The following is a 19,840-nucleotide window of genomic DNA, read 5'->3' on the forward strand; positions in this document are numbered from 1 at the left end:
ACAAAAACTGAAAGAAGGGAATCTAATGTATCAGAAGTCATTCAAGCACGCGTCGCTTTGGGGACTCCTGGGATGGACCATTCTATCCTTCATCGCTGTGACCATTTTGACCACGGTACTGCTGCTCGCTTTTGCCGGTGAACACTTTTCTTTTGTCCGTATCTTATCTGACAGCGTGCTTTATTTTCTGGTCTATAAAATAGTGGTTTCCCAGATGAAAAAGCAGGCATTGAGTATCGATGCTGTGGCCCATTCGACGCCTAAAAAAGGGCACGACCTGCTTAAGATAGCTGGCTGGACACTGCTCATAGCTGTTGTGGCTACAAGTTTTTCCATATTCCTGCTGACCATCGTTTCGTTTATCCCGAATATTTTTGACCGGCTCATCCCTTACCTTGAACAGATATCCACCGATGATGGTTTGTCTGCGTCATACCTCTTTGTCATCGCTGTTATCGTGGCACCGATCGTTGAAGAAATCGTTTTCCGCGGCTACATAATGAACAAATGGGTGGATAAGTATTCCGTTAAAAAAGGCATCATTTTCAGTTCATTGCTCTTTATGATTTTTCATTTCAGTTCACTCTTCATCCCGCAGCTGCTCTTAGGCCTGTTGTGTGCTCTGGTTTATGTGAAATACCAGAATTTATTCTATGCTATCTTCACGCACAGTCTGTATAACTTACTCGTTATTCTGCCAGCACTTCTTGTGCCAAGTGACGAGGATGCCGCCGTTGAGAGCTTATTACAGCCGTCAGAAGGACTGCCGACTGACTTTATTGTCTTTTCCGTCATTTTTATCGTTGGACTGTTTATCGTGATCTTCCTTTTTGCCAGAATATTCCGGTCCATAACAAGCGATCAAAGCCCCTATGCTGAAAATTTAGAACACATAGAAAAGACGGTCACGTATTAAATGTACGTGACCGTCTTTTTTCTAGTGACCTTCCCATTCATTGAAGAAGTGCGTCAAGTAGTCTTCCATAAAGGCATGGCGTTCTTCCGCCATTTCTCTGGCCGCCCCTGTATTCATCAGGTCTTTCAGTTTCAGCAGTTTCTCGTAAAAATGATGGACAGCACTGGATTTTCCTTTACGATATTCTTCTTCCGTATTCTTTTCTCTGACAGACAGTTCCGGATCAAACAATGGATCACCTTTGCTCCCGGCATAAGCGAAGCAGCGGGCGATACCTATGGCACCGATGGCATCCAGACGATCCGCATCCTGGACGATCTGCGCTTCTAGGGTGTGCAGCTTTTTAGAATTACCGCCTTTGAAGGAGATCGTTTCTATGATCTCCAGTATCCGTTCGCTGTCTTTTGACGTGACCCCGACGCCTTCCAGCCAGTACATCACTTCCTGCACCGCTTCATCTTTGTTGGAGACGAGTTTGTCATCGATCAAGTCATGCAGAAGGGCAGCAAGTTCGACGATAAACCGGTTGGCCTTTTCTTTTTCAGCCAGAGTCACAGCCGTTTTCCATACCCGTTCGATATGGTACCAGTCGTGTCCGGTCCCTTCGTTCAAGAGCTTCCCCCGTACCATCTCTTTCGTATCATTGATTATCGTTTCATTATACATTTCAGACATCCCTTTTTCTTTTTCTTCACTTTAACACATTCAGAAACCATTCACCTAAAAAAGTTTAAGCGCTGTATCGAATTCATGTTATTTGAGGACGATTCCCGAAGCTCACCTTTTTTCAGGTGTCCAGTTACGGGAATAATCACTTATTTCAGTAACTCGTCGCTTCTGCTGACACTCAGTTCCGGAAATTAGGCTTTATTTCAGGCACTCGTCGCCGCTGCTGAGCTCCAGTCTCGGGAATGACCCCTTATTCCAAGAACTCATACCATTGTCGACACTCAGTTCCGGGAATGAGCCCTTATTTCAGGAACTCGCACGTGTTAAAGTCTCTGAGTTCCGTTTATTAGCGCTCATATCGGCAACCGGTGTCGTACATAGACGTCGAGTTCCCACTATAGCGGATATTAGCAGGAACTCTATCCACTTTAGGTCTTTCAGTTCCTATTAAAGTCACTAATAATAGAAACTCTTCCATATCTTTCTCCTTCAGTTATAATTATATGCGCCGATAACAGTAACTCGCTCTCATTCCCTGCATGCAGTTGCGACTATAAGCGTTCATAATAAAAACTCATCTCAGCTTTCTCTTTTCAGTTCCGGTTATCGTCTTAGAATTGTTCTGATTCCCCCAAAAACAACTTCCCTCAAGATGAAAATAGAAAAGAAGAGTCGCGTGGACTCTTCTTTCAGATCATTCATGTCGTGTCTCCGATGTACATGCTTACACCGCTTCGCCGGAAACAGCATCGATTCGCTGATCGTCGCCGTCTTCGACATCGATATCATAAATCGTCTGGTCGTTTTCTCCTTCCAGTTCCCACTCTTCCACATAGCCTGACCCGCTGGCTTCAAGCGCGGCGTCCATGGCTTCTATCGGATCAATGATATCTTCCAGGTTCAACTCATCTTCTGTTTCACTGTCTTCTTCCTGCTCCTGGTCAAAGACTTCACTCGTTTCCGCATCGACTTTCAACTCATAGGCAAACTCGCCGTCCCAACCATCGAAGGCATAAATATAGCGTCCATCATCTTCTTCAAACTGAATCGAATCAATACTGATATCTTCCGATTCAAACGTCTCATAGAATAGATCTATTGCATTATTTAATGGAACGGGCAACTCGATACCTTGTATCCCCGCTGTCTCTTCTTCACTAGGGCTTGTTTCAGTCGGCTCATCTTCTCCATTACATCCTGCGAGCAGAAGACTAGCTTATAAAGAAAGAAGGCCATACTTCACCGCTTTGACTTTAGACATCTCTATCTCCTCCTAAAAAGAGTTTAGCTGATTCTACTATTTATCTTACCAAGAACCATTCGTTTAATCATGTTTAATGTTTTTCTGCAAACTAAAACAGACCCTGCTCATAGAGCAAGGTCTGTTTTCCAGTCATTATTTCTTTATAACTAACTGGATCGCTTTTTGAATTTTCTCTGCCTGTTCTTCAGGATCTGCGTCAGGATTTTCAACACACTGTTTCAGATTCTCTGCAACGATCAGACCCATGATTCGGTCCACACTGGAACGGACAGCCGATAACTGTGTGACAAGATCTGAACATTCTTTTTCCTCTTCGAGCATACGCTGAATGCCTCTGATCTGACCCTCAGTCCGTTTCAAGCGATTAAGGATGCTTTTGTCACATTTTACCATCTTACTCGATGTCTCCTCTCCAGGCAGACATGCCGCCCATAACGTTAGTTACAGTATACCCATTATTTCCTAAAAAGTCACATGCAACAGAAGAGCGTGCACCTGACAGACAAAGGACATAATAGTCTTTGTCTTTATCGATTTTGTCGAGATGCTGAGCAAATTCGCTTAAAGGTACGTTGACAGCGCCTGGAATGTGACCAGATGCAAATTCACCTGTTTCTCTGACGTCTATAATATTGATGTCTTCTTTTCTCTGTTTTTGACCAAATTCATCCATACTGATTGAATTATACATAGTCGAGCTCCTCCGGTTTTACAGTTTGATACAGTGCAAAAGCACCATCTAAGTTTTTCACTTTATAGCCTGATTGCTTGAGCAGGCGTTCGCCGATATAACTTCTCTGACCACTGCGGCAGCTGATGACGTAGGTCTGGTCTTTGTCCAGTTCATCCATACGGTCACGCAGATCGTTCAGCGGGATATTGACTGAGTTAGGGAAACGTCCTGATGCTTCAAGTTCAGATTCGTTTCTTACGTCTAACAGGACAGCCCCATTTTCAAGTTCGCTGTTCAGTTCATGCCACTGTACAGATTCGCTCATGCCTTCAATGATATTCAGCGCAGCATAACCGATCATGTTGACTGGGTCTTTAGCTGAACCAAATGGTGGGGCATAAGTGAATTCAAGTTCAGGAAGATCGTAAACAGTCAGACCTGCTTTGATCGCTGTTGAAAGGATATCGATACGTTTGTCGACACCTTTGACACCGACACCCTGCGCACCATAAATGGTCCCGTCATTCGGGTTGAATACCAGTTTCAATGTGATGTCTGTGGCGCCAGGATAGTAACCGGCGTGGTCTTTGCTTAATGTGTGAACAGAAGCAACATCAAGACCAGCCATTTTCACCATGCGTTCGCTGAGTCCCGCTGATGCGGCAGTAAGTCCGAAGGCACGAACGATCGCTGTACCGATGCTTCCTTTGTTCTTGCGTTTCATCCCGGCAATAATGTCAGCCACTTGACGTCCCTGACGGTTTGCTGGCGATGCAAGAGAAATCAACGCATCTGCGCCTGTGATCTGGTTTTTAACGACGATTGCATCTCCGACTGCATAAATGTCAGAAACGTTTGTTTCGTAATTTTCGTCCACTAAAATACCACCACGGAATCCAAGCTCGATACCTGCAGATTCTGCTAAAGTATTTTCAGGCTGAACACCTACGGACATGACGGTCATATCTGTTTCCAGTTCACTTCCGTCTTCCAATATTACGCGCTGACCCTTGTCTTTAAAGGCAACTGCAGATTGAGATGTGATGACTTTTATGCCGTTTTCTTCCATTTCGTTTTCAACGAAGACAGCCATTTCTTCATCTAACGGCGGCAGGACTTGAGGTGCTTTCTCAACGACAACAACATCGATACCCTTGTGTTTCAGGTTTTCAGCCATTTCGATACCGATAAAGCCGGCACCGATAACGACCGCTTTTTTAGGGTTCGTTCCATCGATGCGTTTCATGATCTTGTCCAGATCCGGAACGTTTCTTAAGGTGTAAACATTCTCTGTTTCATTCAATCCTTCGATCGGTGGAACAAAAGGTCTGGCTCCTGGTGAAAGGATCAGTTTGTCATAGCTCTCAGTTGATTCTTCTCCGTTGCTTCTCACTGTTACCGTTTTGTCTTCTGCATTGATAGACAAGACTTCATGTTCAGGTCTGACATCTAAACGGAAACGTTCATACAAGGCTTCCGGTGTCTGAACCAATAGCTTGCTGCGGTCTGCGATCTCACCAGATACATAGTAAGGTAAACCACAGTTTGCGAAAGATACATAAGGACCTTTTTCAAAAATAATGATTTCTGCATTTTCATCTAAACGACGCAGACGTGTTGCGGCTGACATACCACCGGCTACGCCTCCAACAATAACTACTTTACTCATTTATAATTTTCCTCCTCGTACTGTTCCATTCCATTGATTCATTCCGCCACGTACATTAACGACATCATAACCTTTCTTCTGAAGTGCTGACGCCGCACGTTTGCTTCTCATTCCTGACTGACAAATAACATATAGTTTGTCGTCTGTTTTACCTTTATACTGTTCAATTTTATTTAGCGGGAAATTTTTCGATCCCGGGATATGCCCTTGACGGTATTCGCCTGGCATACGCACATCTAACACAGTAGGTTTCTTGCTTAATTCCGATTCTAACTGTTTAGTTGTAATAGTTGGTATACGATTAAAAAGTCCAAACATGCTATTCTCCTCTGCTTTCTTTCTTTTTTGGATACCCCACTAGGTATACTAAACCTTATAAACCAGGATGTCAAGCGTGATAAATAAAAAACTTCGCATTTTTTTCAATTTTCTACGTTATAATGGAATCAATGATTTAAAGGAGGCTTATCCTATGAGAAAGCGAATGAAATGGGGCTTACTTGGAGCAGTAGGCTTGACGACCAGTTTGTTTACCTTTGCAAGTACATATCTTTATAAAACCGCTGTGGGTATCAGCAAAAAAGAATTTGTTGCCGAGTACAGTATGGAAGACATATACCCTGATGATCCTTGGGAAAAGGAAAAAAGGTGGTACCAGACTGTCGAAAAAGACATACTGGTCCAGCGGGCCACAGACGGTCTGCTGCTTTCGGGTCTGTTCATACCGGCAAAAACAGCTTCAAAAAAAGTAGCCATCATCGCCCACGGTTACAGCGGCAGTAACCGGGATATGGCTCCCTGGGCCAAACTGTATTATGACCTAGGATTCAATCTCCTGCTGCCGGATGCGCGCGGACACGGCGAAAGCGAAGGCGATTATATCGGATTCGGCTGGCATGAACGAGAGGATTATGTCTTGTGGATCCAGCAGATGATCGAAAAATTCGGTGCAGACACCGAAGTCATCCTGTATGGCCTAAGTATGGGAGGCGCAACAGTGATGAATGTCAGCGGTGAAATTTTGCCTTCTAATGTCAAAGCGATCGTGGAAGACTGCGGGTACAGTTCAGTTTCCAAAGAAATGGCGCATCAATTAAAAACCATGTACAAGCTTCCGCAGTATCCCTTTATACCCTTGACCAGCTTTATCACGAAAATCAAAGCAGGTTACTGGTTCGGCGAAGCCAACCCGGAAAAACAAGTTCAGAAGAGCCGGACTCCGATCCTCTTTATTCATGGAAGCAACGATCAGTTTGTTCCCACCCACATGGCTTATGATGTCTATGAAGCGGCCAGCTGTCCAAAAGAACTGTATATCGTCCCTGAAGCCGGACACGCCTACGGGTATATTACAAATAAAGAAGAATACCGGAAACGTATTAAAGGCTTTTTATCCAAATACCTCTCAAAAATAGATTAACTGACAGAAAAGACCCGGACGCGATCGTCCGGGTCTTTTCTATATAAAAAATTTACTGATTTTTTTTATGCGTTGGCCAGTCATGATTATCTGAGTAGACAGCTCCCAGTAATTTCTGACGACGACGAGACAGTGTATCCAGATCCCGCATGAATTCTTCTTCCTTTACGAAAGGAATCCCCATATTGAATAATCTGGTGATATCCGGACGATCCGGCTCTGATTCAGAAGGTTTGACAAAAGCCGAAGTCAGTGTATCCAGATAGGTTTCGATACTGGATCGTGTCTCTTTTACCAGAACCGCATTGACTGAATCTTTGTCTTTTAATCCGTAGTGCAGTATGGTCATTAAATCATCAAGGATGGCTACTCCGACAGCCGAGGCTTCCTCTGGTGTCTGACTATGGTAGTAATGCAGCAGTGGGTAAGCCTGATGTTGTTGTGTGAGTTTAGAGATGTCCGCAGAAGCATTCATCAAGAGCAGATCCAACTGATGGAAATCTTTTCCATTCCATCCCGCCTTCATAATCTCTTCGCTGGTCATCCCGAGTCCTGAAATAGACCGTGCAAAGGATCGTTTATTGACCACGGCACCGACGACATTAATGACATAAGAAGCCCCTAGAGTGAGAAAGAGTATGCCTATACCTGAGCCAAACGCAGTGACGACCTGCCAGAACCCGGGTTTGGGAGTGAAATCACCGATCCCTAAGGTAAAAATCGTATAGCCTGTAAAATAGAGCCGGTCAGTCCAGCCGATCGGCCGCATATTTGAAGAGTCAACGATCGACCCTGTATCTCCCGCAAAAAACAGGGTATAACCAGCCCACATAAAAATGACCCAGCTGAGCAGTGTGGCCATAAGGACGATCGGACCGACAAGAGTCAGCAGTTTATTCTTTTTTCCTAACGCTTTTTCTACGATCCTCCATGTCCCATGAGCCACTCGTTTGGAAAGGGGACCGGCTCCGCCGTCTATCCATAATGTTGTCCAAATTACATCGATGATCGTGAAAATCGTTAAACCAAAGCCCAGGATATAATAGATATATGACATTTTTCTTTACACTTCCTTATAGTGGTTACTTCAATAGTACGTGACCAAGAAGCTTTTTTGCAACTAAATCACCCTAGCCAGCTATTCGATCCTCTGGGCTAGCTACGTTCTTGTGTATCCACTTTCCAGCCCATGAGTGTCTGTCGACATTTTTTGTTCACCACTCTATTCTCTTTTTATTTCTTAAAACAATTATCTATGTTACTTTCATTTATAGTGTGGTATGGTTTTCATAAAGAAATATCTCAGTTTAAGGAGATCACATGACATGCTTGCTAAACACAAAAATAAAATCGTTCTTGTGTTTATTTTTATTTATACCTTTTTTTACTATGGTTGGATAACAATATTTCAAACGCACGAATACATACGGACACTTGGGGGAAACCTGTTCTCTATTGCCGGACCTCTATTGGCTACGATCTGGCTGGCACAGGCCTATAAAAAAAAGCGGGATAAAGATAAATTATTCTGGCTGTTTCTGTCTTTCGGAACCTTCAGTTTCGTTATTGCAGAAGTTTTATGGTTTATCTATGAAACAGTTTTACTGTTCGATGTCCCTTATCCCGGTAGTCCCGATATTTTTTACATACTGAATATTATCTTCTATCTGATGGCCTTTAGTTATAAACTCAAGATGGAGAAAAAGTACCTCTCCATTACAAAGTTCATCTTTGATATTTTCCTTGTGATGACGGTCTATACGACCTTTTTCTGGTATTTTCTCATTAAACCGCTCATTGCAAATGATACAGTAACACCATTTGAACTGGCATTATCTCTCTTTTATCCTCTTGGAGATCTGACTCTGCTGTTTTTTATCGTCATATTGTTCATGACGGGACTACGTCTCTTTCATAGGTATACAACCGTCTTCCTGTTCTCAGGAGTACTTGTTCAAATCACTGCAGACATCGGTTTTTTGCTTATGCAGAATACAGACAGTTATGTTTCCGGGAGTTTTCTGGATCCTTTATTTGTTCTAGGTCTGATGCTGATCGGCTTTACGGGGCTGCTTCAAAAGGAGCCCTTTTCAGAAGAGACCAGTAACCTACTGCTCGATGAATCCGATAGCAGCCTGCGCATGCTGTTCCCCTACATTTATGTCAGCATTCTTTTTATTTATATGGTCGTCAATGCTTCTACGCTCAATGAAGTAACATTCGGTGCTGGTGTAACGATCGCTGTCATTATTGTCAGACAGCTGCTTGTCCTGGTTGAAAACAAGCGCCTTATAAAGGACTATCAAAGACAGACAACTGATCTGATCCTTAGTGAAGAAAGGCATAAATCCCTTTTCTATCATCACCCTGATGCTGTATTTTCCCTTGATTTAAAAGGACATGTCCTGAGCGTCAATGAAAAGGGCGAAGACCTGCTCGGAGTAAAACGCGAAAAACTGATCAGTCAGTCCATCATGCACTTTATCGACGATGCCTATAAAGAGAAAGCAAGAGAAACCTTCTACAATACTAAAAAAGGAATATCCCAACACTATGAGCTCCCCCTCACGAATCATGTCGGTCGTCTAGTGTATATCAATGTCACACACATTCCGATAATGGTAAAGACAGAAATGGTCGGCGTCTTCTCTATCGCCCAGGATATCACTCAAAATAAGCGAAACGAAGAACGGATCCATTACATGGCGTATCACGATACACTCACCGACCTGGCAAACCGGACACATTTTGAAGAGAACCTCAATAAACAGATCAGGCAGTCTGAAAAAACAGGTGAACCCTTTGCCGTAATATTCATGGATCTGGATAATTTCAAGCACATCAACGATACTTATGGACACGCCACTGGTGATGAGTTGCTTTCTGAAGTCGGCTATCGTCTCCGCCTGATATTGAATGATGTAGAACATGGTGCCCGCTTAGGCGGTGATGAGTTTACTCTCCTTTTGACCGGTATTTCCTCTCGAAATGATATCAGTTCGCGTATTCAGGAACTATCTGATGCGTTGAGCCAGCCTTATCAGATCAAAGATAAAAAACTGACATGCATCCCAAGCATCGGTTATTCGCTGTTCCCAGAGGACGGCACTACAGCAGCCGCTCTGCTGAAAAGTGCTGATGATATCATGTATGCAAACAAACACCAGTCTAAATAGCGAGAACGCAAAACGACACCGAATCCACTCATGCTTATCGAGTAGATTCGGTGTCCTTTTATTCTTGCAAGATCAGATAGCGATACAAGCTGTTTTCGATTGGCTTCTGTAATTTCAAGTCCATCGTTACCACACTTTTCTCTTTGCCCTCCTGGGTATGTTTCTTTATTTCTTTAAGCGAACTTTGGACAGGTTCAACTTTTCCTAAATAGTAAAAATCGCTTCCCTCATCATCTGATTTTTTGACAAACAGACGATACGTCCAGTTCAACGGATCTTTCAATTTTTCTACTTCCGGTGACTTTAACGTTCTAGGTGATTTGGTAAACCACTTCATTGTACTGGAATCCAGCAACTCATCTTCGTAAGCCATGAGTGCCCCAGCAAAGGTTTCCCCTTTTTCCAGAGTGACGAATATGACAAACTCCCCGTCTTTCGCTGTATAACCGCCGATATTCTGATCGACCATCTGTTCTTTCCAGTTCAGGAGTTTCAACACATCTTTCCTCTTGTATTTCTGATAGCGGGTCAAGTGTTTCTCAAGATCGTATTCTTTCCCATTCAGTAGACCTGTTTCAATAATATCCATAAAAAGCCTTTGAAAATAACTATCCGTTAAGGCTGACTTGAAGGCTATTGATAACTCGATCTTACTATCTTTAACACTGATAAAAGGAGCGTTCCTGTATGTCTTTTTAGTCATTCCAGTAAAGAAGCTTAAATCAAGTACACCTAATACCGACCTGATCGTTTTTTCACCGTTTAGTAAACCTGAATCACTGTACCATTCCTGCAAAGCTTTGATAGAAACCTTTTTATTTTCTCCTTGTTTATGATCGCTTATCAGTTTCTTTAGTAACAAAAGTTCATGAAGCCTGATCCCAGGAAGCAGTTCACGCGAGGCGATCATCAGATATTTCTGCTGTTTTTCACTTAACACTGCTTCGTTTTCCTTCATACTCTCCAAAAAGCCATAATAACTTTTCTTCTTGTCAGAAAGTAGTACGGGATCGAGTACCGCCTGTTCTTTAAAGTCTTTCAGATAAGGGACCCTCCCCAGTCGATTATAGAGAAGATTAAAGTTTTTTTTCAGCTCCTGCATGGAATCCATCGTCGTTTTGTTGATTGAATCAAAAATCTGTTTTCTTGCTATTTCTTCAAAATTTATCGATGAAACACCAGCGATAAAATCAGTATCATACGTATCTTTTCTGACTTTGTTTTTATTCCGTGATACATCTCCAGATAAGGCCATTGGGATCAGGTAGTTGTTTTTATAGTTGCCGATGAAATCAACGACCGTGACATAGTCTTTGGACGGATCTTTTCGAAGTCCGCGACCCAGCTGCTGGATAAAGATGATACTGGACTGGGTGTTTCTCAACATCACGACCTGATTGATTTTTGGGATGTCGATGCCTTCATTAAAAATATCGACAGTAAAGATATAACTGATCTCCCCTTTTTCGAGACGGCCGACTTCACTTTCACGCTTATCCAGAGAGTCTTCACCGGATAAGTACGTACTTGCTATGCCATTAGTATTAAATCGCTCAGCAAGTGCCTTGGCTTCTTTTTTTCGGCTGCAGAAAACCAGTCCTTTCGGTTTGTTTCTCGAGCAGCCATAGTAACCTAATTTTTCCAGAAGAAAATTGACGCGGTCTTCCTCGACAAGTTGGGAAAAGTCGGTTTCCTCAGATATCAATGCACCATTTTTCTCAAAATCAGTGACACCGAAATAATGGAAGGGGCACAGCATATCTTCTTCCAATGCTTCCTGCAGACGGATTTCGTAGGCAATATTATAATCGAACAGTTCAAATATATTAAATCCATCTGTCCGTTCAGGCGTGGCTGTCATCCCCAGTAAAAACTTTGGAGAAAAATAATCGATCACTTTATGGTAAGAAACAGCTCCAGCCTTGTGGACTTCATCGATCAGGATATAATCAAAGTGTTCTGCAATAAATTGACTGTATACTGATTCTTTTGATAGGGTCTGAATCGTTGCAAACAGATACTTTGCATCAATATCTTTATGTGATCCCGACAAGATACCGTAGTCAGAAGGCTGACCTCCAAGTATTTTCATATAATCCTCTTTAGCTTTTTTTAAAATTTGTTCCCGATGTACAATAAACAGGACACGGTCAGGCGAAAACTGATTCACCTCAAAGGCAGAAAGGAACGTTTTACCCGTTCCCGTTGCTGATATCACAAGGCCTTTGTCAGCTCCGCGGGCTCTAAGTCCCCGAAGATTACTGAGCGCCTGCTTCTGCATGGTATTGGGCCGAATATAAAGAGGCTCGTCTTCTGTAAGGGACACCCTTTTATATTCGATTTGTGGATCATAGTTCTTCTGGTAATCTTCTATCCATTTACGGGTCAGCACTTCTGCCTGCTGCCATTCTTCTTCCATATGATCGTGGATGTCCTGGATCATTTGGCCATGGTTATAGGATGTCAGTTTCACGTTCCATTCATAATTGATTTTCAACGCACTCATGGTTAAGTTGGAACTCCCCACGATAAAGGAGTGGTGTGTTTGATGCGTAAATAAATATCCTTTAGAATGGAAGCCCTCTTTGTTTGAAATGCGGACCTCCACGTTGGGGATATTCAGCAAATCACTGAAGACATCAGGTTTATTGAAAGCCAGATAAACAGAAGTCAGGATACGTCCCTGGATCCCTTTTTTATGTAAATCAGCCAGCTGCGTTTTCAATGCAGCCAAGCCATCCTGGGTCACAAAAGCGACGGAAAAGAAAAAATCCGTACATGTAACTAATTCTTCATGTAAAACATTAAGCATGAATTCTTTTTTCGAGACATCATTGATGATCAACTGCGGATCATAGTGGGACCCTTGAAGCTGATGATCAATAAATGCCTTCTTCAGTGAACGTTCCAGCATATCAGTCATGCAGAGACACCTTCTTGCATCAGTTTTTCTACAATAGGAATGTCTGCTGGGGCCCATTGTAAATCTTTCAGTTCCTCAACCTCTAACCATTTGACGGCTTTGTGTTCTGACAGATAAGGAGTCCCTTTCATGTAGCCGCACCTATAAGCTGCCAGATGCACCCGGCCAAAGTCATACTCATATATCGTTTCTTCAAATAACTGGTCGTCTACTTTTATATCAAGTTCAAGCTCTTCTTTAATTTCACGCTTCAAAGCTTCCTGATGTGTTTCGTTTCCTTCTATTTTTCCTCCGGGGAATTCCCACAAATCAGCCAATGTCATGGATGAACTTCTTTGAGCACATAGGATTTTTCCATTATATTCTATGATTGCTCCCACCACATAAATGTCTTTCATTCTATACACTTCCTTGCTTGTCATTCTTTTTTATACATGCATACGCTTTTCAAGTTCATTTATAACAGCCTGTCGATGCTTGAAAAAGACAGCAACGGACATGACTAGACTAAATACAATGGACAAAAGACTTGGCAGAGCAAAAACAACCCAGTCCATCAATAAAAAAACGGCGGGTATCAAGCCTGCGATGGCCGCCAGCTGAAGATAGAGAACGTAGTCTTCAGCCCTGAGATTCACCACTTGGATAGAAATGAACATAGCGAGCAGGGCAGAGATACACAGGATCGGGATCACAAAGGTCAGCGACCATCCCAGCCAGCCATTGACATAGTCGAAATATAAACTCAACAAGGAAAACAGGAACAGGATATATACGATACCTTTTACGATGTTTCGGCGTTTTCTGATAATGACGAGCATCATCAGCCACATGATCAAAATGCCAAACAGCACATACTCCAGATTGAAGAACTGAAAACGCCAGATAAAATGAGCCACAAAATAGAGGATGATCAGGAGAACAGAACTTAAACTGAGTACCTGCTTGATTTTTTTTCGATTGAATTTCAGAGGGACTTCCGGAAAATCCGACTCTTCAGGCTTTTCACTCTCTGGCACTTTCAAATCTGTCTGACACAGCGGACAGCTTTCCCAGTCTCCTTTGACATCAGCATGACATTCGGGACAGCGTTTCATTTGCCGTTCATCTCCTCTCTGGATACTCTATTCACATCCATCGTGACCTTTACGTTCTTTTCCGTCAGCAGTCGGACAAATTCACGATGGATATCTGTTTCAACAAACGGGCTCGTAAAGCTTATTGTCAGGACATCCTGATAACTTATCAGGCAGAACTGAGGGCGCACCGCCGCTGTATAGAAGAATGTCTGCTTGACATACTGCTCCATCCCTTCCGGCAGCTGTACCCGTCCTAAGTTGGACATGGCTACTGTGATGTTTTTATTATTGAAGTAGTTCACCAGCTTCAGCATGCCATCTTTAAGTGGACGAGGGGTGATACGTGTCAACGGATTGAATTCAAATCGTATGAAGCGGTTCAGTCTTTTCTCCAATGCTTCTTTCTGCAGCTGTGCCTTGAATTGACGCGTCAGTTTTTCATAGAGATCATCGAGATAATCATCCTTATCCGGCTTGAAGGTGTAGGAAACGATCGTCGTACTGAAAAAGTTACGCACGGAGACTGACGGGAAAAACTGTCTCAGGTTTATAGGAATGGAGGTCGAGATCGTCACATCTTCTGATTTATTTTCTTTGGCACGGTAAACAGCCAGCATATAAAGAGCTGTCATGTAGAGGGTCAGTGAGACCTTTTCACTTCGAGCAAGGTCCAGCACTTCTTTTAAAGGCAGACTCATTTCTATAACACGCTGGCGATGATCCGGTGTTTTTTTGCCTTTGATCCGATATACAGAAGAAGCTTCAGGCTCCGGCTCTAACGGTTCCTCATCGTCTGCCAAATCTTTATCCCTGTATTTTTCCAGCGGTTCCATACTGGCTTCGATCGCAGTATACTTTTTCTTTTTTCTGAAATAACGTTTAAAACTGTCTTCCAGATCTGCTTTTTCTCTGCTGGCCGGTTTATCCAAAGACTTCAGCACCTTGGCCTGACGCAGCCTGACATATTCTGTCAGCAGATCTTCAAAGAACCACAACGCTCCGGTCCCATCGGTCAGTGCATGAAAAACTTCCAGGTGTATCCGGTCTTTATAATAAAGTACTCTGAACAGAAACTCCCGCTTGTCATAATGATACAGCGGCGAACACGGCGGTTCCGTTTCAAGTTTCACTTTGGGCGTCCCCCTGCGCTCTTCCAGGTAATACCAGAAAACACCCCGTCTCAGCACATTATGAAACAACGGATACTCTTTGTATGTTTCCTGCAGAGCAGACTGGAGTAACACAGGATCCACCACTTCTGTCATTTCAGCCGATAAGCGAAAAACTTTCGTATCTGTTTCATTTCTGGCAGCTAAAAAGATATTCGAGGCGTTATCCAGCCTGACCCATTTTTTCTTTTCCATAGCTGCTGGACCTCCTTAATCGTTTAAAAAAGTTTCCATTTCCTTCAGTGTTTCCTCCATCGGTTCAGTAAAAGCAGGATAGTTGATGAACCCATGGACACTGTTCAGTACCCGATGGATCTTTACTCTGTTCCCCGCTTTTCTCAAGGCTTTTCCGTAAGCTTCCCCTTCATCCCGCAGCGGATCGAATTCAGCAGTCAGGACAATCGTATCTGGAAGACCACTTAAGTCTTCAGCCATCAAAGGTGAGATCAGCGGACTCTTTCGTTCGGTCATATCAGGGCCGTACAGTTCCATGAAGCCCTGGATTTTCTTGATCGTCATGCCGTAATCATAGCCGTTCGTTTGGACCGATTCAAACGGCGAGTTTTCCGTATGATCCCAGTAAGTCAGGGGATAGATCAGCACTTGTTTTTTAGGCAGTCTTTTTTTACGGTCACGCAGCAGCATCGAGACGACTGCCGCTAAATTACCTCCTGCCGAATCACCCATAATGATCCAGTCCTCTTCTTCTTCGCCTTCCAGCGGCGTAAGCAGAACTTCAGCGACACGGTAGACATCATTCAAGCCGGCCGGATACGGATTCTCCGGAGCCAGGCGGTAATCGACGGAGTAGACGACGCGGCCGAGATGATCAGCTATATTGACACAGGCGCGCGTGTAGTAATCGATATCGCCGATCGCCCAGCCGCCGCCATGGATGTAGAGGATCGGTTCAGGATGTGTTTTCTTCTTAGGAAAAAAAATACGTACAGGGATTTCATGATTATTGTTCTTTGAATAGATCTTTTCATCCAGTGTACGGAAACGGGCTGTCGGTGCACTGGAAAAGACCTTCTGCAGCTTTCTCACCCACTGGTAGTCTTCCTGCATGTCGATACGCGGCGATGACGCTAAGCGTAGTAAAAATTTAAATACTGGATTCATCTTTTTCCCTCATTATCCTCAGACTTCTTTTTTATTTTAACGGACAGTTTGAATACCCTGCAATCATACCTTTATTTTGCCTGTTCCTCCAGATACAACAGGAAATCTTCTTTGTTTTTCTTGAAAACGATGTATAGCGCGATAAATAGGATTACAGACAGACCGATGAGATACGTATTTTGGGTCATGAAGACTAAAAACAGCAAGCCCCCCAGCATGTTGGTCAGCACCGTTAAGCTGAATATCAGAACCGCCCCTTCCGGCAGGTTGACCCCGACACTCAAAGCCACTTCCGTGAATATAGGGGCCACAACGGTGACTAAGTACAGACCTGAAACGAGATACAACGTTCCTGAAATCAGTGACTTGAATATATTCCCGTTTGAGATGGAGACGATTACCTGCATCATGTAAGGCAGAGCCACGAGATCGACCAGCGGCAGTGCCTGGTTCCCGGGAAGCACGATCGCCAGGATAATGATGATCGGGATCAGGAGCAGACTGGTCAAAATCGTTGCCGGTTCACCGTATCCTGCGGCATCGTTGATAGCCAGATACCAGACGCGCTTGTCTTCATCGTCTGATTTGGCGGATCCTTTGGACGCGTCTGTGAGTGTTTTAAATGCTGAAGCAAAGATATCAGCGATTTTAGGGAAGACCGCCATGACCGTTGCGGTCGCGATCCCGACAGTAAAGGATTCACCCCAGCCTTCGAGCGTATCAAGGCGGGTAACGTTTCCTGCCAGCCCCAAAAGCAAACCTAAAATAAAACCGATCGTTGTCGGCTCGCCTAAAGCTCCCAGGCGTTTTTGAAGGGTCTCAGTGTCCCATTTCACCTTGTCGGCGCCCAGCTTGTTCAATATATGATTCATGACGACAGCCAAGGGAAAGGAACCTAAAGCGTGCGAAGCTACGATGGTCGTTCGGGGATAGCCGTAATAGGTCGACCATCTCCTTGACAGACCTTCTGCAAAAACCATCGTGTACACGTTGATCAGAACCATCAGACCAATAGACAGCCAGACGTTTCCCGTCACTACGTACAGCATCGATCCCCAAAGCATGTAAGAATAGTTATTCCACAAATCTGATGGAAAAAACACATCCGTAAATTTCAGTACAAAAAGCAGCACTTGGATCAAAAGACCCAACCCCAAGAAGATCATGCCGACTTGCGTGGAATAAGCCACGATACTGGTTGCCTGCCAGCCGGTATCCAGGATATTCAAGTTGACGCCGGTCGTCGCCACCATCCGCTGGACGACCGGGGTCACGATCGGGGTATAAGCCCCTACCAGCAAGTTAAATCCCGTCAGTCCGATGCCGGCATTGAGCGCGGACTGGAAGGCTTTTTTTCCGGGAACTTTCATAATAAGATTCAGTACAAACAAAACGACGGGGACCACTATTGCCGCGCCAAAGGAATCCATGATCAGCGACAGCCCATTCAATATATTCTGCATCTCTTTCTCCTTTGAACTCTTTTCATTTCTATATATTCCATGTATAAGAAGTATACCAAAAATGACCGGACATATTCCCGCCTGATTTTATTTCTGTCACTTTATATGACTCATCGGCAGACCTCTGTTTGCTGCCCCTGAATCTCAAACAGACATCCCAGACTGATCTGATGCTTTACTCTCCCCTTTTTGAAATATAGCAATGATTAGTTAATGCAAACGTGCACGTGTTAAACTAATAAACACGTACTGACAAGGATACATCTACTTAAAGGAGGAACCTCTGATGCTTGATTTCAATCGCCGCGCACAAAAAATGGAGACCGCAACCTTCGGGATGGGCTGTTTCTGGGGGCCGGAAAGCCAGTTTGGTCAGTACCCCGGTGTGATCCATACCCGTACAGGATTTGCCGGCGGGACGACCGCTGAACCTACTTATCGAAACATGGGGGACCATACTGAATCGATTCAGATCGCTTTTGATCCTTCCCTTCTATCTTATGAAGATATTCTAAGGATTTTCTGGGACAGTCACGATGCCGTAAAGGACCGCAGTTATAAAGGTCGTCAATACCTTTCACAGCTGATCGTCCATTCCACTGAGCAGCTTGAGTCAGCTCAGAAAGTTAAAAGCGAATGGGAAAAGCAAAACGGAAAAAGGATCGGGACAGAGATCCATTATGATCTACCTTTTTATCCCGCTGAAGATCGTCATCAGAAATATTTTCTCAAGCGGTTCGATAAAGCAATGGATACCCTCCTGCCTTTATTCCCGGATCATACGAGTTTCGTGTATTCCACTATCACCGCTCGCTTAAACGGTTTTGTCAGGGAAAACGGGCGTTTATCTGACATCAAAGAGGAAATTGGAGACTGGCAGTTAAGTGAGGAAGCCGAAACAGTCCTCAGAGATATGCTCCAATACATCCGCTGGTAGCCCCTGTCTTCTCTGACTTTTTCAGCAAATTGCTTCACGTGAAACATTTATGAAAAGCTCCCGTCATGGCAGAATGATTTTATTCTCTGCTTTGACGGGAGCGTTTATATTAATTGAATCATGACTAGTCGAACCAGCCTTTTTTCTTGAACCAGAAAAATAGCGACAGGCCTATGATCAGCATAACGGTCAGCACGACATAATAGCTGTATCGCCATTCTAGTTCGGGCATATTGACGAAGTTCATGCCGTAAATCCCTGATATCAGTGTCAGTGGCGTGAAGATAGACGTAATAATGGTCAGGATCTTCATGACTTCATTGGACTGATGAGAAGTCATGGAAAGGTAATTGTCTCTTATATCCGTGGTGATCTCCCTGTTTGAACTGACCATTTCCGAAACTTTGAGTAAATGATCGTAGATATCGGAAAAATATTCACGTCTGTTTTTCACTTCTGTTAAATGCTGAGAATTCAGCATCCGATAGAGCAGATCCCTCATCGGGTTGACTGTCTGCCGGATATGTAGCAGCATATGCCGGATATCAAACAACTCGTCCATCAGTTCATCCATGGACTGATTTTGTCTGTTGTCTTCGATTACATCCAGCTTTGCCTCAATCGTATAAATAAGCGGAAAATAAGCGTCGACCAGCTTGTCCAGTGTTTGATAGAAGATGTAATATGGATCCCATTTTTCAATGGCGGCCTGATTTGTGATCCTGCTCCACACTTGTTCGACTTCTTTGGATTCTTCAAAGTGAAACGTGACGATATAATTCGGACCGACGAAGAAATCCAGCTCTTCCTTTATAATTTCCTTAGCTTCCTGCTTAGCGATATGGGTTACATAGAAATCATATCCGTCATAATAATCCAGTTTAGGACGCTGTAGCAGGATCCCGCAGTCTTCGATCGCTAAAGGGTGAAAATGAAACACAGAATCCAGCAGACGGAACTCGTCAGCTGACGGATCGCTGAAATCCACCCAGTACCATTTATATCTCTTTAGGTTTTCCTCAGTCACTTTGACGTCTGTTTCCACCGTGTCATCCGGCAGAACGCCTATAATGTTGATCATATATAAAACATCCTTTGTTAGTTCACTTGATACTTCATTATACGATAATATAAGATACTATTCTAACTTTCTAATTATACATAATCTAAAATATAGAGAACAGTGTACCCTAAGAGTTCCCTAGCTTTTCTTTAATTCAGTTGTCTTGTCAGATGTTACTTCAAAACTTGTATTGCGACCTGTTTTGGGGGATATCTTGTCAAAACCTGTTCTAATACTGTTATTGCGACCTGTTTTTAGGAGATACCTTGTCAAAACTTGTTCCAATACTGTTATTGC

At 43.5% G+C, this 19,840-nt stretch carries 18 protein-coding genes; 4 read left to right on the plus strand and 14 right to left on the minus strand.

Going from position 1 to position 19,840, the window contains the following annotated elements; genetic code table 11:
• The first annotated feature begins 25 nt into the window (after positions 1 to 25).
• Positions 26 to 916 (plus strand): CPBP family intramembrane glutamic endopeptidase, encoded by an 891-nt coding sequence (locus BMX84_RS09470; RefSeq protein WP_091489205.1) that lies wholly within the window; start codon positions 26 to 28, stop codon positions 914 to 916.
• Between the two features lie 21 nt (positions 917 to 937).
• Here the strand turns inward: BMX84_RS09470 and BMX84_RS09475 are convergent, their stop codons facing one another.
• The 6 genes from BMX84_RS09475 to BMX84_RS09500 all read right to left on the minus strand — a co-directional run bounded on the left by BMX84_RS09475 (position 938) and on the right by BMX84_RS09500 (position 5,509).
• On the minus strand, positions 938 to 1,582 hold the full coding sequence (locus BMX84_RS09475; protein ID WP_091489231.1) for an HD domain-containing protein: 645 nt from the start codon (positions 1,580 to 1,582) through the stop codon (positions 938 to 940).
• A gap of 727 nt (positions 1,583 to 2,309) precedes the next feature.
• On the minus strand, positions 2,310 to 2,708 hold the full coding sequence (locus BMX84_RS09480) for a PepSY domain-containing protein (RefSeq protein WP_091489207.1): 399 nt from the start codon (positions 2,706 to 2,708) through the stop codon (positions 2,310 to 2,312).
• Between the two features lie 273 nt (positions 2,709 to 2,981).
• Positions 2,982 to 3,242 (minus strand): metal-sensitive transcriptional regulator, encoded by a 261-nt coding sequence (locus tag BMX84_RS09485; protein ID WP_091489208.1) that lies wholly within the window; start codon positions 3,240 to 3,242, stop codon positions 2,982 to 2,984.
• Position 3,243: 1 nt separating this feature from the next.
• On the minus strand, positions 3,244 to 3,540 hold the full coding sequence (locus BMX84_RS09490; protein ID WP_091489210.1) for a rhodanese-like domain-containing protein: 297 nt from the start codon (positions 3,538 to 3,540) through the stop codon (positions 3,244 to 3,246).
• Entirely contained in the window at positions 3,533 to 5,191 is a 1,659-nt protein-coding gene (locus BMX84_RS09495; RefSeq protein WP_091489212.1) for an FAD-dependent oxidoreductase, read from the minus strand. Before BMX84_RS09495 ends, BMX84_RS09490 begins: the two co-directional genes overlap by 8 nt.
• Entirely contained in the window at positions 5,192 to 5,509 is a 318-nt protein-coding gene (locus tag BMX84_RS09500; protein ID WP_091489213.1) for a rhodanese-like domain-containing protein, read from the minus strand.
• A gap of 154 nt (positions 5,510 to 5,663) precedes the next feature.
• Here BMX84_RS09500 and BMX84_RS09505 point away from each other — a divergent pair, with 154 nt between their 5' ends.
• The gene (locus BMX84_RS09505) at positions 5,664 to 6,611 is read left to right on the plus strand and encodes an alpha/beta hydrolase (RefSeq protein WP_177165531.1); all 948 of its coding nucleotides are present in this window, start codon (positions 5,664 to 5,666) and stop codon (positions 6,609 to 6,611) included.
• 52 nt (positions 6,612 to 6,663) lie between these two features.
• On the opposite strand, the gene BMX84_RS09510 is transcribed toward BMX84_RS09505, so the two are convergent.
• On the minus strand, positions 6,664 to 7,668 hold the full coding sequence (locus BMX84_RS09510) for a potassium channel family protein (RefSeq protein ID WP_091489216.1): 1,005 nt from the start codon (positions 7,666 to 7,668) through the stop codon (positions 6,664 to 6,666).
• Between the two features lie 268 nt (positions 7,669 to 7,936).
• On the opposite strand from BMX84_RS09510, the gene BMX84_RS09515 reads away from it, so the two are divergent.
• The gene (locus BMX84_RS09515) at positions 7,937 to 9,787 is read left to right on the plus strand and encodes a diguanylate cyclase domain-containing protein (RefSeq protein WP_177165532.1); all 1,851 of its coding nucleotides are present in this window, start codon (positions 7,937 to 7,939) and stop codon (positions 9,785 to 9,787) included.
• A 58-nt stretch (positions 9,788 to 9,845) separates the two neighbouring features.
• Here BMX84_RS09515 and BMX84_RS09520 read toward each other — a convergent pair whose 3' ends face one another.
• The 6 genes from BMX84_RS09520 to BMX84_RS09545 all read right to left on the minus strand — a co-directional run bounded on the left by BMX84_RS09520 (position 9,846) and on the right by BMX84_RS09545 (position 17,534).
• Entirely contained in the window at positions 9,846 to 12,710 is a 2,865-nt protein-coding gene (locus tag BMX84_RS09520) for a DEAD/DEAH box helicase (protein WP_091489219.1), read from the minus strand.
• Entirely contained in the window at positions 12,707 to 13,108 is a 402-nt protein-coding gene (locus tag BMX84_RS09525; RefSeq protein ID WP_091489221.1) for a (deoxy)nucleoside triphosphate pyrophosphohydrolase, read from the minus strand. The genes BMX84_RS09520 and BMX84_RS09525 overlap by 4 nt, the downstream gene beginning before the upstream one ends.
• A gap of 30 nt (positions 13,109 to 13,138) precedes the next feature.
• The gene (locus BMX84_RS09530; RefSeq protein ID WP_091489223.1) at positions 13,139 to 13,807 is read right to left on the minus strand and encodes a DUF6320 domain-containing protein; all 669 of its coding nucleotides are present in this window, start codon (positions 13,805 to 13,807) and stop codon (positions 13,139 to 13,141) included.
• Positions 13,804 to 15,153, minus strand: coding sequence for a hypothetical protein (locus tag BMX84_RS09535; protein ID WP_091489225.1), 1,350 nt, complete (start codon positions 15,151 to 15,153; stop codon positions 13,804 to 13,806). Before BMX84_RS09535 ends, BMX84_RS09530 begins: the two co-directional genes overlap by 4 nt.
• A 15-nt stretch (positions 15,154 to 15,168) precedes the next feature.
• Positions 15,169 to 16,080, minus strand: coding sequence for an alpha/beta hydrolase (locus tag BMX84_RS09540; RefSeq protein ID WP_246119094.1), 912 nt, complete (start codon positions 16,078 to 16,080; stop codon positions 15,169 to 15,171).
• Positions 16,081 to 16,151: 71 nt separating this feature from the next.
• A complete protein-coding gene (locus tag BMX84_RS09545; RefSeq protein ID WP_091489234.1) occupies positions 16,152 to 17,534 on the minus strand; it encodes a PTS galactitol transporter subunit IIC in 1,383 nt (460 codons plus the stop codon).
• 295 nt (positions 17,535 to 17,829) lie between these two features.
• Here BMX84_RS09545 and msrA point away from each other — a divergent pair, with 295 nt between their 5' ends.
• Positions 17,830 to 18,480, plus strand: a complete 651-nt coding sequence (gene msrA / locus BMX84_RS09550) for a peptide-methionine (S)-S-oxide reductase MsrA (RefSeq protein ID WP_091489227.1) — start codon at positions 17,830 to 17,832, stop codon at positions 18,478 to 18,480.
• A gap of 124 nt (positions 18,481 to 18,604) precedes the next feature.
• Here msrA and corA read toward each other — a convergent pair whose 3' ends face one another.
• Positions 18,605 to 19,561 carry a magnesium/cobalt transporter CorA gene (gene corA, locus BMX84_RS09555; protein ID WP_091489229.1) on the minus strand — a complete coding sequence of 319 codons (957 nt, stop codon included), beginning with the start codon at positions 19,559 to 19,561 and terminating at the stop codon, positions 18,605 to 18,607.
• Positions 19,562 to 19,840: the final 279 nt, after the last annotated feature.

This window comes from Alkalibacterium putridalgicola (assembly GCF_900109825.1).
Lineage (GTDB): Bacteria > Bacillota > Bacilli > Lactobacillales > Carnobacteriaceae_A > Alkalibacterium > Alkalibacterium putridalgicola.

Excerpts from the sequence above, each read along its gene's own strand:
- BMX84_RS09515 (WP_177165532.1), top strand. The coding sequence starts at position 7,937 with ATGCTTGCTAAACACAAAAATAAAATCGTTCTTGTGTTTATTTTTATT.
- BMX84_RS09510 (WP_091489216.1), bottom strand. The coding sequence starts at position 7,668 with ATGTCATATATCTATTATATCCTGGGCTTTGGTTTAACGATTTTCACG.
- BMX84_RS09525 (WP_091489221.1), bottom strand. The coding sequence starts at position 13,108 with ATGAAAGACATTTATGTGGTGGGAGCAATCATAGAATATAATGGAAAA.
- msrA (WP_091489227.1), top strand. The coding sequence starts at position 17,830 with ATGCTTGATTTCAATCGCCGCGCACAAAAAATGGAGACCGCAACCTTC.
- BMX84_RS09540 (WP_246119094.1), bottom strand. The coding sequence starts at position 16,080 with ATGAATCCAGTATTTAAATTTTTACTACGCTTAGCGTCATCGCCGCGT.
- corA (WP_091489229.1), bottom strand. The coding sequence starts at position 19,561 with ATGATCAACATTATAGGCGTTCTGCCGGATGACACGGTGGAAACAGAC.
- BMX84_RS09490 (WP_091489210.1), bottom strand. The coding sequence starts at position 3,540 with ATGTATAATTCAATCAGTATGGATGAATTTGGTCAAAAACAGAGAAAA.
- BMX84_RS09495 (WP_091489212.1), bottom strand. The coding sequence starts at position 5,191 with ATGAGTAAAGTAGTTATTGTTGGAGGCGTAGCCGGTGGTATGTCAGCC.
- BMX84_RS09485 (WP_091489208.1), bottom strand. The coding sequence starts at position 3,242 with ATGGTAAAATGTGACAAAAGCATCCTTAATCGCTTGAAACGGACTGAG.
- BMX84_RS09520 (WP_091489219.1), bottom strand. The coding sequence starts at position 12,710 with ATGACTGATATGCTGGAACGTTCACTGAAGAAGGCATTTATTGATCAT.
- BMX84_RS09535 (WP_091489225.1), bottom strand. The coding sequence starts at position 15,153 with ATGGAAAAGAAAAAATGGGTCAGGCTGGATAACGCCTCGAATATCTTT.
- BMX84_RS09530 (WP_091489223.1), bottom strand. The coding sequence starts at position 13,807 with ATGAAACGCTGTCCCGAATGTCATGCTGATGTCAAAGGAGACTGGGAA.
- BMX84_RS09470 (WP_091489205.1), top strand. The coding sequence starts at position 26 with ATGTATCAGAAGTCATTCAAGCACGCGTCGCTTTGGGGACTCCTGGGA.
- BMX84_RS09500 (WP_091489213.1), bottom strand. The coding sequence starts at position 5,509 with ATGTTTGGACTTTTTAATCGTATACCAACTATTACAACTAAACAGTTA.
- BMX84_RS09505 (WP_177165531.1), top strand. The coding sequence starts at position 5,664 with ATGAGAAAGCGAATGAAATGGGGCTTACTTGGAGCAGTAGGCTTGACG.
- BMX84_RS09475 (WP_091489231.1), bottom strand. The coding sequence starts at position 1,582 with ATGTATAATGAAACGATAATCAATGATACGAAAGAGATGGTACGGGGG.